We start from the raw sequence: 11,993 nt of genomic DNA, 5'->3' as shown, positions 1-11,993 counted from the left end.
TTGCTCTGATAGCCGTGGTTCTGGTTGCCGTTCTGGCCACCATTCTGGCCATGCCCCTGAGCGTTGCCGCCCTGATGATAGCCGTGACCGCCCATGCTGGACTGATAGCCGTCATCCTCGGGTCTGCCCTGCCCCTGACGGTCGGCCATTTCCTTGTTCGCCTCACCCAGCATACGGGTGTAATGCTCGGCATGTTGCAGAAAGCTCTGCTCGGCCACGCGGTCATGGGACAGCTGGGCGTCACGCGCCAGCGTCAGGTATTTCTCGATGATCTGCTGGGGGGTGCCACGCACCTTGCCCTCGGGCCCCGAGCTTTCAAAGACACGATTGGTGATGTTTCCCAGCGTGCGCTGGCGGTTCGATTTGCTACGCGAGCGGGATTTTGATGATCTCATCAGACTGTCTGTAAATGTTTCCGGGCGTCGGGATGCCAGAATGAACTGGACGGCGGTGTCGGACGGTTACGGGGGCATCCAGCCTCTCCGTTCAGCCCTGCCTGTCCCCGGCAAGGACGCGATGACGCGACCCTTCGGAATCGGCAGTATGTGGCTGACCCATGCGACGGCGGCTTGGCTGTCGCACGCCGCCGACTAACCATGTCACGCAGGGTTAGACAAGCGAAAACTGCGTGAAATATCGCGCAGCCGCGGTCAAACCGCTGATGCGCCATCAAATTCCGCCACCACCACGCGATCGCGCCCGTCCAGATCCGGCAGCACCCGCGCCGCACCGCCCTGCGCCGCGAACAATCCCATGACCGCCGCCCCCTGCGACGGCCCGATCTCGACCAGCACCGCGCCGCCGGGGGCCAGCAGGTCGCGCGCACCCGCCGCGATGATGCGATAGGCGCTGAGGCCGTCGGCCCCGTCGGTCAGCGCGGCGCGGGGCTCCCAGTCGCGCACATCGGGCGCAAGGCCTGCCATCTCGGCCTCGGCAATATAGGGCGGGTTCGACACGATCAGATCGAACTGTCCCGTCACCCCCTCGACCCAGTCGGCCTGCCGGAACCGCGCATTCACGCCGATCTGCCGGGCGTTGAACCGCGCCACCTGCAGCGTGGCCTCCGAGATATCGGTGCCCAGCCCGACGGTTCCCGACCGTGCCGCCAGAAGCGAGATCAGGATGGCCCCGGTCCCGGTCCCCAGATCCAGCACGCTGTGCCAGGGGCGAGCCAGCGCGGCCTCGACCAGCGCCTCGGTTTCGGGGCGGGGGTCCAGCGTGTCGCGGGTCACCTGAAAGCGATGCGCCCAGAAATCGCGAAACCCGACGATCTGCGCCACAGGCTGACGCAGCGCGCGCGCCGCAATGCCGCGATGAAACCGCGCCGCCTGATCCGCGCTCAGCGTAAGATCCTCGGTGATGCGCAACTGGCCCGGCTCGATCTCCAGCACGGCGGCCAGAATGCGGTCGGCGTCGCGGGCGCCGCCCTCGATCCCCGACGCACGTAGCAGGGCCGCCCCCTCGGCCTGAGCCTGCGACAAATTCATTCCGCCTCCGCCAGCCGTGCAGCCTGATCATGGGAGGTCAGGGCATCGATGATCTCGGCCAGATCGCCCGCCATGATCCGGTCAAGCGCGTAAAGCGTCAGGTTGATGCGGTGATCGGTCATGCGGCCCTGCGGGAAATTATAGGTGCGGATGCGTTCGCTGCGATCGCCGCTGCCGACCTGCGACTTGCGATCGGCCGAGCGTTCGGCATCCGCCGCAGCCCTCTGCATGTCATACAGACGTGCGCGCAGCACGGCCATGGCATTGGCGCGGTTCTGATGCTGGGACTTTTCGCTGCTGGTGACGACGATGCCGGTGGGCAGGTGGGTGATGCGCACCGCCGAATCGGTGGTGTTCACATGCTGGCCGCCCGCCCCGCTGGCGCGCATGGTGTCGATGCGGATGTCGCCGGCGGGAATGTCGATGGCCACATCCTCGGCGGCCTCGGGCAGCACGGCCACGGTGGCGGCGCTGGTATGGATGCGTCCGCCCGATTCGGTGGTGGGCACGCGCTGCACCCGGTGCACGCCGGATTCGTATTTCAGCCGGGCAAAGACCCCCTCGCCCTCGATCCGGGCGGTGGCCTCCTTGACGCCGCCCAATTCGGTCCGGGTCAGATCCAGCATCTGGAACTGCCAGCCCTGCCCCTCGGCATGGCGGCGATACATCTCCAGCAGATCGCCGGCGAACAGGGCGGCCTCGTCGCCCCCGGTTCCGGGCCGGATCTCGACGATGGCCGGGCGCGCATCGGCGGCATCCTTGGGCAGCAAGGCCAGCCGCAACGCCTGTTCCAGCGCGGGCAACTGCGCATCGATCCGGCGCAACTCCTCCTCAGCCAGACCGCGCATCTCGGGATCCCCCAGCATCGCGCGCGCCTCGGCCAGCCCGTCCTGCGCCGTCCGCCATTGGCCGATCTCTTCGACCACCGGCTTCAGCTCGGCATATTCGCGGCTGATCGCGGCGATCTGATCGGGCGCGGCACCGGCATTCAGCCGCGCCTCGAGAAACTCGAAACGCTGCAGGATCTGGATCAGACGGTCTTCGGGCACCATGAATGCGCCTTACCCCCGCGCCCGCGACGGGACAAGCGCCACTTGCCCTGCATCGGTCCGCAAATATCCCCAGGGGGGTCCGGGGGGCAGGAAGCCCCCCGGCCGTCGCGGGACGCCATTCACCGTCGGGTCCAGCCGAACAGCGCGATCAGTTCCAGCGCCACGTGCGCCCCCGCGATCGCCGTCGCCCCGGTCGTGTCATAGGGCGGCGACACCTCGACCACATCGCCGCCGATCAGATCCACCCCTGCCAGCCCACGCAACAATGCCGCCGCCTGCCAGCTGGCCAGGCCTCCCCAGACCGGAGTCCCTGTGCCCGGCGCAAAGGCCGGGTCCAGCGCGTCGATGTCGAAGGTCACATAGACCGGCCTCTCGCCCACCACCGCCCGCACCCGGGCCAGCACCGCATCGACGCCGTCGCGATGAACCATGGGCGCGTCCAGGATCGTCACCCCCATCGTGTCGGGATTGTCGGTGCGGATGCCCACCGCGACGCTGGCCGCCGCATCGACCACGCCCTCGCGGATCGCCTTGTACAGAAAGGTGCCATGATCGATCCGGTCCGGATCGTCATCGACCCAGGTGTCGGAATGCGCATCGAACTGGATCAGCGCCACCGGCCCCCGCCGCGCCACCACCGCCCGCAGGATCGGCAGAGTGATCGAATGATCCCCGCCAAGCGTCACCGGCGCCGCCCCGGCATCCAGAATGGCGCCGATATGCGCCTCGATCCGCCCCGGCACATCGCGCATGTTGGCATAATCGAACGCCATGTCGCCGTAATCGACCACATCCAGCAGCGCCAGCGGATCATATGCCCAGCCATAGGGCGCATCGAAAGCCTGCAGCGTGGAGGCCTCGCGGATCGCGCGCGGTCCGAACCGGGTGCCCGGCCGATGCGTCACCGCCTGATCGAAGGGGATGCCCGTCACCGCCAGATCGACCCCGGTCAGATCCTTGCTATAGCGTCGCCGCAGGAAACTCGTGGCCCCGCCAAAGGCATTCTCGAACGACAGCCCGCGCAGGCTCTCGCGCGTGAAAGCCTGATCCACTTGCGTCTTCGCATCTTCCAGCGCCATCACGTCCCCCAAAATATGCTGGGCCAGACTGCCCCGCCCTCTGCCCCCCATGCAAGACCCTGCCGCCTCGACCCTTCTTCTTCACGACAATATCCGCGGGGGAGGCCGCATCGCGGCCGGGGGCGGCAGCCCCCTTCCCCATCGACAGCGCCGAATCACCTTGCATCCGCAGCATTCGCTGCTAGAAGACCCCATCCTTCCGCCATGCTCTTTTCTGTAACGGCGCAGCCTCTCGTGACGGGTGCGGAAGGGACGATCCGTCGATGAAATGCGCAACAAACCCGAAAGGATCGCCATGCCTCTGTACGAGCATGTGCTGATCGCCCGCCAGGACCTGTCGAACACGCAGGCCGAAGGGCTGATCGAACATTTCTCGACCGTACTCGCCGATAACGGCGGCAAGGTCGTGGAACATGAATACTGGGGTGTCCGCACCCTGGCCTACAAGATCAACAAGAACCGCAAGGGCCATTACGCCTTTCTGCGCACCGACGCGCCTTCGGACGCGGTGCTGGAAATGGAACGTCTGGCCCGCCTGCATGATGACGTGATGCGCGTGATGACCATCCGCGTGGACGAACATCAGGAAGGCCCCTCGGTCCAGATGCAGAAGCGCGAAGAGCGTGGCGAGCGCGGTGACCGTGGCGATCGCGGCGACCGCCCCCGGGGCGACCGTCCCGACCGTGGCGATCGTCCCCGCGACGACCGTCCCCGTGACGGCGGCGAACGCCGCGAGCGGAACTGAGAGGATCTGACCCATGGCCAACAAACCCTTCTTCCGTCGCCGCAAGGTCTGCCCGTTCTCGGGCGATAACGCACCTGCGATCGACTATAAAGACACCCGCCTGCTGCAGCGCTATATCAGCGAACGCGGCAAGATCGTGCCCTCGCGCATCACCGCCGTCTCGGCCAAGAAACAACGCGAGCTGGCCCGTGCCATCAAGCGCGCGCGTTTCCTGGCCCTGCTGCCCTATGTCATCAAGTAAGGAGACCTGAACAATGCAAGTCATCCTGATGGAACGTGTGGCCAAGCTGGGCCAGATGGGCGAAGTCGTGAACGTCAAGCAGGGCTTTGCGCGCAACTATCTGTTGCCGCAGGGCAAGGCGATGCGCGCTTCGGAAGCCAATATCAAGGCATTCGAAGGCCGCAAGGCTCAGCTGGAAATCCGCAACGCGGAATCCAAGGCCGATGCCCAGAAGATCGCCGAGACCCTCGAAGGCCAGACCTTCGTGATCATCCGCTCGGCTTCCGATTCGGGCGCGCTGTACGGCTCGGTCACCACGCGTGACGCCGCCGATGCGGCCACCGCGAACGGCTTTACGGTCGATCGCAAGCTGGTCGTGCTGCGCAATCCGATCAAGGATCTGGGCCTGCATGACGTCACCGTCGTGCTGCACCCGGAGGTCGAGGCGACGATCACCATGAACGTCGCCCGTTCGGCCGAAGAAGCCGAGCTGCAGGCACAGGGCAAGTCCATTCAGGACATGGCCGCTGATGCCGATGCCGAAGCCGAATTCGAGATCGCCGAACTGTTCGACGATATCGGCGGCGCCGACGATGGCGAAAGCGACGACCGGAACTGATTGGTTTCTGTCAAACTGCCTGAAATTTTCGCCGCGCCGGGAAACCGGCGCGGTTTTTATCTGTTCGGATGCATCCTGTTTCCTGACATGGCATCATCCCGCATGGATCTGATTACCGGATATGACCCCGCAGGGGCCGCTGCCCTGCCCGGCACCTCTGCCGGGGCGGCCATGTCCCCTTTGCCGGGCAAGGACAAGACGATGACCGATGCGCTGACCCGGATGCTGGCCACCCGCCCTCATGTTCTGGCCGACGGGGCGACGGGCACCGCGCTGTTCAACATGGGACTGGACAGTGCCACCCCGGCCGAAATCTGGAACGCCACCCATCCGGATCGCATCGCCGCCCTGTATCGCAGCGCCATCGATGCCGGGTCCGACCTGTTCCTGACCAACAGCTTTGGCGCCAATGCCAGCCGCCTCTCGCTGCACGGCGCCGCCGATCGCGTGACCGAGCTGAACCGTCTGGCGGCTGAGATCGCCCGCGAACAGGCCGACCGGGCCAACCGTCCGCTGGTCGTCGCCGGCAGCATGGGCCCCATCGGAGAGATCATGGCCCCGATGGGCAGCCTGACCCAATCCCGCGCCATCGAGATGTTTCACGAACAGGCCGAGGCGCTGCGCGACGGCGGCGCCGATATCCTGTGGATCGAAACCCTCGCTTCGCTTGACGAATTGCGCGCCGCGGCCGAGGCGGCGCGCCGCGTCGGCATGACCTGGTGCGGCAGTCTCAGCTTTGACACGGCAGGACGCACGATCATGGGCGTGACACCCATGCAACTAGCGGCGGCGGTGGAAAAGCTGCCCAATCCCCCCGTCGCCTATGGCGCGAATTGCGGCGTCGGGGCCTCGGATCTCTTGCGAACGGTGGCGGGGCTTGCGGCCTCGGGCAATGAACGCCCGATCATCGCCAAGGGCAATGCGGGCGTCCCGCATCTGCAGGACGGCCATCTGCATTACGACGGCACGCCCGACCTGATGGCCGATTACGCCTGCCTGGCCCGCGACATGGGCGTGCGGATCATCGGCGGATGCTGCGGCACCATGCCCGAGCATCTGCAGGCCATGCGCAGCGCGCTGGAAACCCGCCCGAAAGGTCCGCGCCCGACGCTGGACCAGATCACCGCCCGCCTTGGCGCCTTTAGCGGCGGCATGGGTCAGGACGGCCTGACCATCGGGCACAGGCACTGATCCCATAGGACGCAAAGCACCAGACCGGAAAGGTCAGAACAGCGACAACTGATCCCCTGCCTTGGGCGGCGGGGCGAAGCGGCTGCAATCCAGCGCCGGGCTGCCTTCGCGATAGCCAAGCCGCTTGCGCGCCAGACGGAATCGCTGCTGCGCCAGCTGCGCCTCGATCCCCTCGCCCTTGAAGCGATGACCAAAGCGCGGATCATTGTCGCGCCCACCGCGCATGGCCTGAACGCGGTTCATGACATGCGCGGCCATGCCGGGCCGGTGCCTGTCCAGCCAGTCCCGGAACAGCGGCGCGACCTCATGCGGCAGGCGCAGGGGGATCATGCTGGCGGTGGTGGCCCCGGCCTCATGCGCGGCCTGCAGGATCCGCTCGATCTCGGGTTCGGTCAGGACCGGGATGACCGGGGCGACCATGACGCGCACCGGAATGCCCGCGCGGGCCAGGTCGCGGATCATCCGCAGCCGCGTGACGGGAGAGGGCGCGCGCGGCTCCATTGCGCGGGCCAGATCGGCGTCCAACGTGGTGATGCTGACGCCGATCATCGCCTGATCGCGGGCCGCCATCTCGGCCCACAGATCCAGATCGCGCAGCACGATCGAGCCGCGCGTGACCAGCGTCGCCGGGTGATTCCAGTCGCGCAGCACCCGCAGGATGCCCGGCATGATCGCCAGCCGCGCCTCGACCGGCTGATAGGGATCGGTATTGGTCCCAAGCGCGATGGGCGCGGGCTTATAGCCGCGCCGCCCCAGTTCGCGCGTCAGCAAGGCGGCGGCGCCCGGCTTGGCGGTGATCTTCGTTTCGAAATCCGCGCCCGGCGACAGGCCCAGCCAGGCATGGCTGGGCCGCGCATAGCAATAGATGCAGCCATGCTCGCAGCCGCGATAGGGATTGATCGACCGATCAAAGCCGATATCGGGCGAGCTGTTGCGGGTGATGATGCTGCGCGGCTGCTCGGTCGTGACCTCGGTCCGCAGCAAGGCCTGATCCTCGGGGATGTCCCAGCCATCCGAACAGCGGATATGGGACAAGGCCTCGAACCGCCCCGATGGTCGGGTGTCAGAGCCTCGGGCCTTCAGGCGTTGGTCGGGGTTGCGAGGTGGCAGCATGACATCAATATAGAACACAAAGGGAACATATGCAAAGCCCGTTGATGTTGGCGCCACCCATCCCCATCCTTGATCAGGCACAATGACAGGACAGATGATGAGCGACGATTACACCCCTCCCAAGGTCTGGACCCCCGGCGCGGCCAATGGCGGCCAGTTCGCCAGCATCAACAAGCCCACCGCAGGCGCGCAATACGACCGCGATCTGCCCGTGGGCCAGCACCCGCTGCAGCTGTATTCGCTGGCCACGCCCAATGGGCAAAAGGTCACCATCCTGCTCGAAGAGTTGCTCGAAGCCGGGCATGACGCCGAATACGACGCCTGGCTGATCAAGATCGGCGATGGCGACCAGTTCGGCAGCGGCTTTGTCGACGTGAACCCGAATTCCAAGATCCCCGCGCTGATGGATCATTCGGTCAGCCCCCCGCAGCGGGTCTTCGAATCGGGATCGATCCTGCTGTATCTGGCCGAGAAATACGGCGCCTTCCTGCCATCGGATCCTGCCGGACGGACCGAGGCGCTGAACTGGCTCTTCTGGCAAATGGGCGCAGGCCCCTATCTGGGCGGCGGTTTCGGGCATTTCTATGCCTATGCGCCGGTCAAGATCGAATACGCGATCGACCGGTTCACCATGGAGGTCAAACGCCAGCTGGACCTGCTGGACAAGCGGCTGGCCAAGACCCGCTTTATCGCGGGCGATGATTACACCATCGCCGACATTGCCATCTGGCCGTGGTACGGTCGGCTGATCACCGGCGGCGCCTATGGCGATGCGGCAACCTTCCTTGACGCGGAACGCTATCGCAACCTGCACCGCTGGCAGGCCGAGATCGCGGCCCGCCCTGCGGTGCAACGCGGCATCATGGTCAACAATGTCTCTGGCGATCCGGCCAAACAGCTGCATGAACGCCATGACGCGGCGGATTTCCAGACCCGGACGCAGGACAAGCTGGAAGGCTGAAACAGAAAGGGGGGCGCTGCCCCCCGTCCTTCGGACTCCCCCCGGGATATTTAGGCCAAGATGAAAAGGCTGCCCTCTTCATCTTGGTAGAAATATCCCACGGGGGTCCGGGGGTGTGAAACCCCCGGCTTTCTACAGATCAGTTGCGGGCGCGGTCGACCATCTTGCCCTTGCTGATCCACGGCATCATCTCGCGCAGCTTGGCGCCCACCTGTTCGATCTGGTGTTCGTCATTGATGCGGCGCGTCGCCTTGAACGACGGCTGGCCAACGGCGTTTTCCTGCATGAAGTCGCGAACGAACTTGCCGGACTGGATGTCCTTGAGGACCGCCTTCATCCGGGCCTTCGTCTCGTCATAGGGCAGGATGCGGGGGCCGCTGACATATTCGCCATATTCCGCCGTGTTGCTGATCGAATAGTTCATGTTGGCGATGCCGCCTTCATAGATCAGATCGACGATCAGCTTGACCTCGTGCAGGCACTCGAAATAGGCCATCTCCGGCTCGTAGCCGGCCTCGACCAAGGTTTCGAAGCCCATGCGGATCAGTTCGACCAGACCGCCGCACAGAACCGCCTGTTCACCGAACAGGTCGGTCTCGCATTCCTCGCGAAAGTTGGTCTCGATGATGCCCGAACGCCCGCCACCGATGGCCGAGCAATAAGACAGGCCGATTTCCATCGCCTTGCCGGATGCGTCCTGATGGACGGCCACGAGGCAGGGCACGCCGCCGCCCTTGGTGTATTCGCCGCGCACGGTATGGCCGGGGCCCTTGGGGGCCATCATGATCACGTCGACGCCGGGCTTGGGTTCGATCAGGCCGAAATGCACGTTCAGGCCGTGGGCAAAGGCGATCGCGGCACCATCGCGCAGATTGTCATGGACGTATTTCTTATAGGTCTCGGCCTGCAACTCGTCGGGCATGGTGAACATGATCACGTCGCACCAGGCGGCGGCTTCGGCAATGCCCATGACCGTGAGGCCCTCGCCTTCGGCCTTCTTGGCCGAGGGGCTGCCCTCGCGCAGGGCGACGACCAGATTGCGGGCGCCGCTGTCGCGCAGGTTCAGCGCATGGGCATGGCCCTGGCTGCCATAGCCCAGAATGGCGACTTTCTTGTCCTTGATCAGGTTCACGTCGCAGTCGCGGTCATAGTAAACGCGCATGATGGAAGTCCTTCTTGTCTGATGATGTCTTTCTAGACTGCCCATCGCGAAGGCATTCCCGCAATCGCTCCGTAAAATGGCATCTTCTTAAAATAATCATGTTCTGATATGAGCTTCAGGATGATATTCATGCCCGATACCGCCGATCGCCGCATACTTCGCCATCTTCTGGCTGATCCCGCCGCACCCGCCGCCACCCTGGCCGAGCGGGCGGGGGTCACGACCGCCAGCCTGTGGCGGCGGCAGGAACGCCTGCGCGAGGCCGGGGTGCTGAAGGGCATTCAGGCGCGCATCGACTGGCGCGCCCTGGGGTGGGAGGTCGAGGTCTCGCTGCGCTTCACGCTGGACAAGACGAACCCTCGCGCCTTCGACGAATTCCTGGCGGCCCTGCGGCAGGTGCCCGAGGTCACGGAAATCCAAAGTTTTCTGGGCAGCGTCGACTGGCGCGCCTCGGTCATCGCGCGGGATATGGCCCATTGGCAGCAGGTCTATCGCGACCGGATTCTGACCCTGCCCCATATTTCGGAGCTGGATGCGCTGATGCTGGTCGCCACCATCAAGGACAGCGAGGAACTGGCGCTGTGAAGGATCTGGACGCCCTCGATCTGGCGATCCTGCGGGTGCTGGCGACAGATGCCACGACCAGCGCCGCCGATATGGGGCGCGCCTTGGGAATCGGCCAGCCTGCCGCATGGCGGCGCATCCGGCGGCTGACTGATCAGGGGATCGTGACCGGGCGGCGGGTGGTGCTGGATCAGGCGGCGCTCGGCTTTGGCGTGACGGTGTTTCTGGGCATCAAGCTGGCCGCCAAGGGCCGGACCAGTCTGGAGGATTTCGAACGCGCCGTCACCGCCATCCCCGAGGTGCAGCTGGTTCAGCATGTGCTGGGGCAGTTCGACTATCGCCTGCGCATCACCGCCCGCGACATCAGCGATTTCGAACGCATCCTGCGGCGCCGGATCATGACCCTGCCCGGCGTGGGGCAGGTCGAGGCGAATGTGATGCTGTCCGAAGAACGGCGTCCGGGGCCGTTGGGTGGTCCGCCGGGACAGTGACGGATCGTCGCCCCCTTGCCACGCCCTTTGCCAAAACCCCCGGCCTCTGGTCGTCTTTTCTTTCCCGTACCCTCGATCTGCCTTATAGCCGTCTGACACCAACGCATGCGGAGGCCGGGCGATGATCACGCAAAAGATGAAATACGCGCTGAAGGCCCTGCTGGTGCTGGGCGACGAGGCGCGCCGTGACCGCCCCGAGGCGCTGACCATCGAGGCGATCGCCAAACGCTCGGGCACGCCCAAGCGGTTTCTGGAACAGATCCTGCTCGAGGTGCGCAATGCCGGGATCGTCGCCTCGATCCGCGGGCGCTCGGGCGGCTATAGCCTGATCAAGCGCCCCGAGGACGTGTCGATCTCGGAACTGCTGCGGCTGATCGACGGGCCGATCGCGCCGCTGCCCTGCCTGTCGCGCCGCGCCTATCAGCGCTGCGAGGATTGCACCGACGAGGCCACCTGCCGGTTGCGGCGCGTGTTCTCGGAGGTGTTCTGGTCCTATCTGATCCTGATCGAATCGCTGTCGCTGGCCGATATGCTGGGCTCGGAAACCGTCGCAGCGCAGGTCACCGGGGCCTGACTCCGGCCTCTGGCCCGAACAAATCACCCGGTTCGCACCCCAACCGAACGCTTTCCCGCCGGATCGCCGGACGGTTCATGACTGCTAATACGATTTGATAACAATTCCCTACAGAACCCCGACCCCCCTTCAGAGAAGATCATCCTAAAATCACGACTAAATCAGCTGTTTTTATTCTATTGCTAAACACGACTTTTCCTGTCGATATTAACTCATCGCCACGCCCCAAGCGGCATAACGGAAAGGACGACCGATGAGCCTGCACCAGACGCCCCCGACCCGCCCGCCGCTTTACGCGGTCACGCTGATCGACCGCCGTACGGGTTACCCGCACCGCGTCAATGGCGCCGCCCTGACCGCCTTCAGCCGCGATCCTGCACAGGCGGCCCGCGACCTGCTGACCGGGCGCGACCCCAGCCTGTGGCATACCCGCATCCTGCCGCTGCCCGGCACCTTCGCCCACTGACGCCCGCGATCCGATCCATTCGCCAGGAAACCCCATCATGACCATCGTCACCATCCAGACCGGCACCCGCTCCAGCGCCCAGGGCCCCCGCCTGGCCCAGCATCCCGATGGCCGCGTCACCATCTCGACCGGGCGCGGCACGCTGACCGGCTGGCCCATCGCCCGCCTGACCCCGGCCCGCCTGACCCCGATGGGCCTCTGACCCGACCCTTTCATCTTGGCCCAAGTATCCCGGGGGAGTCCGCAGGACGGGGGCAGCGCCCCCCCCT

The 11,993-nt window shown here is 65.4% G+C and carries 15 protein-coding genes and 1 pseudogene; 10 read left to right on the top strand and 6 right to left on the bottom strand.

What is annotated here, in order from left to right; translation table 11 throughout:
* Positions 1-134 precede the first annotated feature (134 nt).
* From EG885_RS23275 to speB, 4 genes and pseudogenes are all read right to left on the bottom strand, one after another.
* Positions 135-395, bottom strand: a pseudogene (locus EG885_RS23275) (DUF4167 domain-containing protein); the annotation flags it as partial.
* Between the two features lie 255 nt (positions 396-650).
* Positions 651-1,487 (bottom strand): peptide chain release factor N(5)-glutamine methyltransferase, encoded by an 837-nt coding sequence (gene prmC, locus EG885_RS08050; RefSeq protein WP_131573968.1) that lies wholly within the window; start codon positions 1,485-1,487, stop codon positions 651-653.
* On the bottom strand, positions 1,484-2,539 hold the full coding sequence (prfA, locus tag EG885_RS08045; RefSeq protein WP_131573967.1) for a peptide chain release factor 1: 1,056 nt from the start codon (positions 2,537-2,539) through the stop codon (positions 1,484-1,486). The genes prmC and prfA overlap by 4 nt, the downstream gene beginning before the upstream one ends.
* 119 nt (positions 2,540-2,658) lie before the next feature.
* Positions 2,659-3,618 carry an agmatinase gene (speB, locus tag EG885_RS08040; RefSeq protein WP_131574013.1) on the bottom strand — a complete coding sequence of 320 codons (960 nt, stop codon included), beginning with the start codon at positions 3,616-3,618 and terminating at the stop codon, positions 2,659-2,661.
* A 295-nt stretch (positions 3,619-3,913) separates the two neighbouring features.
* On the opposite strand from speB, the gene rpsF reads away from it, so the two are divergent.
* The 4 genes from rpsF (at position 3,914) to bmt (ending at position 6,393) form a co-directional block, all read left to right on the top strand.
* Positions 3,914-4,363: a 30S ribosomal protein S6 gene (rpsF, locus tag EG885_RS08035; RefSeq protein WP_131573966.1), complete on the top strand. Its 450-nt coding sequence runs from the start codon at positions 3,914-3,916 to the stop codon at positions 4,361-4,363.
* Between the two features lie 13 nt (positions 4,364-4,376).
* Positions 4,377-4,604 carry a 30S ribosomal protein S18 gene (gene rpsR / locus EG885_RS08030; protein ID WP_131573965.1) on the top strand — a complete coding sequence of 76 codons (228 nt, stop codon included), beginning with the start codon at positions 4,377-4,379 and terminating at the stop codon, positions 4,602-4,604.
* Between the two features lie 13 nt (positions 4,605-4,617).
* Complete coding sequence (gene rplI, locus EG885_RS08025; RefSeq protein WP_131573964.1) at positions 4,618-5,202, top strand: 50S ribosomal protein L9; 585 nt, start codon at positions 4,618-4,620, stop codon at positions 5,200-5,202.
* Positions 5,203-5,403: 201 nt separating this feature from the next.
* Positions 5,404-6,393, top strand: a complete 990-nt coding sequence (bmt, locus tag EG885_RS08020) for a betaine--homocysteine S-methyltransferase (RefSeq protein ID WP_131574012.1) — start codon at positions 5,404-5,406, stop codon at positions 6,391-6,393.
* 33 nt (positions 6,394-6,426) lie between these two features.
* Here bmt and EG885_RS08015 read toward each other — a convergent pair whose 3' ends face one another.
* The gene (locus EG885_RS08015; RefSeq protein ID WP_131573963.1) at positions 6,427-7,506 is read right to left on the bottom strand and encodes a PA0069 family radical SAM protein; all 1,080 of its coding nucleotides are present in this window, start codon (positions 7,504-7,506) and stop codon (positions 6,427-6,429) included.
* Between the two features lie 97 nt (positions 7,507-7,603).
* Between EG885_RS08015 and yghU the strand changes: the two genes are divergently transcribed.
* On the top strand, positions 7,604-8,467 hold the full coding sequence (gene yghU, locus EG885_RS08010; RefSeq protein WP_131573962.1) for a glutathione-dependent disulfide-bond oxidoreductase: 864 nt from the start codon (positions 7,604-7,606) through the stop codon (positions 8,465-8,467).
* A gap of 139 nt (positions 8,468-8,606) precedes the next feature.
* On the opposite strand, the gene ilvC is transcribed toward yghU, so the two are convergent.
* Complete coding sequence (ilvC, locus tag EG885_RS08005) at positions 8,607-9,674, bottom strand: ketol-acid reductoisomerase (protein WP_131573961.1); 1,068 nt, start codon at positions 9,672-9,674, stop codon at positions 8,607-8,609.
* An 84-nt stretch (positions 9,675-9,758) separates the two neighbouring features.
* On the opposite strand from ilvC, the gene EG885_RS08000 reads away from it, so the two are divergent.
* The 5 genes from EG885_RS08000 (at position 9,759) to EG885_RS22675 (ending at position 11,926) form a co-directional block, all read left to right on the top strand.
* Positions 9,759-10,214, top strand: coding sequence for an Lrp/AsnC family transcriptional regulator (locus EG885_RS08000; RefSeq protein WP_131573960.1), 456 nt, complete (start codon positions 9,759-9,761; stop codon positions 10,212-10,214).
* Positions 10,211-10,684, top strand: a complete 474-nt coding sequence (locus EG885_RS07995; protein WP_131573959.1) for an Lrp/AsnC family transcriptional regulator — start codon at positions 10,211-10,213, stop codon at positions 10,682-10,684. The genes EG885_RS08000 and EG885_RS07995 overlap by 4 nt, the downstream gene beginning before the upstream one ends.
* 121 nt (positions 10,685-10,805) lie before the next feature.
* Entirely contained in the window at positions 10,806-11,258 is a 453-nt protein-coding gene (locus EG885_RS07990) for an RrF2 family transcriptional regulator (RefSeq protein WP_131573958.1), read from the top strand.
* Positions 11,259-11,511: 253 nt separating this feature from the next.
* Positions 11,512-11,724, top strand: coding sequence for a hypothetical protein (locus EG885_RS07985; protein ID WP_131573957.1), 213 nt, complete (start codon positions 11,512-11,514; stop codon positions 11,722-11,724).
* 37 nt (positions 11,725-11,761) lie between these two features.
* Positions 11,762-11,926, top strand: a complete 165-nt coding sequence (locus EG885_RS22675; RefSeq protein WP_165571072.1) for a hypothetical protein — start codon at positions 11,762-11,764, stop codon at positions 11,924-11,926.
* The last annotated feature ends 67 nt before the right edge of the window (positions 11,927-11,993 follow it).

The sequence above is a fragment of the Paracoccus nototheniae genome (genome assembly GCF_004335005.1).
In the GTDB taxonomy this organism is placed as follows: Bacteria; Pseudomonadota; Alphaproteobacteria; order Rhodobacterales; family Rhodobacteraceae; genus Paracoccus; species Paracoccus nototheniae.
The sequence above is the reverse complement of the archived record's forward strand: the minus strand, read 5'-3'. Positions and strand labels throughout refer to the sequence as shown.

Coding starts and splice junctions, on each gene's coding strand:
- rpsR (WP_131573965.1), top strand. CDS start 4,377: ATGGCCAACAAACCCTTCTTCCGTCGCCGCAAGGTCTGCCCGTTCTCG.
- prfA (WP_131573967.1), bottom strand. CDS start 2,539: ATGGTGCCCGAAGACCGTCTGATCCAGATCCTGCAGCGTTTCGAGTTT.
- rplI (WP_131573964.1), top strand. CDS start 4,618: ATGCAAGTCATCCTGATGGAACGTGTGGCCAAGCTGGGCCAGATGGGC.
- speB (WP_131574013.1), bottom strand. CDS start 3,618: ATGGCGCTGGAAGATGCGAAGACGCAAGTGGATCAGGCTTTCACGCGC.
- EG885_RS08000 (WP_131573960.1), top strand. CDS start 9,759: ATGCCCGATACCGCCGATCGCCGCATACTTCGCCATCTTCTGGCTGAT.
- ilvC (WP_131573961.1), bottom strand. CDS start 9,674: ATGGGCAGTCTAGAAAGACATCATCAGACAAGAAGGACTTCCATCATG.
- bmt (WP_131574012.1), top strand. CDS start 5,404: ATGACCGATGCGCTGACCCGGATGCTGGCCACCCGCCCTCATGTTCTG.
- EG885_RS08015 (WP_131573963.1), bottom strand. CDS start 7,506: ATGCTGCCACCTCGCAACCCCGACCAACGCCTGAAGGCCCGAGGCTCT.
- prmC (WP_131573968.1), bottom strand. CDS start 1,487: ATGAATTTGTCGCAGGCTCAGGCCGAGGGGGCGGCCCTGCTACGTGCG.
- EG885_RS07985 (WP_131573957.1), top strand. CDS start 11,512: ATGAGCCTGCACCAGACGCCCCCGACCCGCCCGCCGCTTTACGCGGTC.
- yghU (WP_131573962.1), top strand. CDS start 7,604: ATGAGCGACGATTACACCCCTCCCAAGGTCTGGACCCCCGGCGCGGCC.
- EG885_RS22675 (WP_165571072.1), top strand. CDS start 11,762: ATGACCATCGTCACCATCCAGACCGGCACCCGCTCCAGCGCCCAGGGC.
- rpsF (WP_131573966.1), top strand. CDS start 3,914: ATGCCTCTGTACGAGCATGTGCTGATCGCCCGCCAGGACCTGTCGAAC.
- EG885_RS07990 (WP_131573958.1), top strand. CDS start 10,806: ATGATCACGCAAAAGATGAAATACGCGCTGAAGGCCCTGCTGGTGCTG.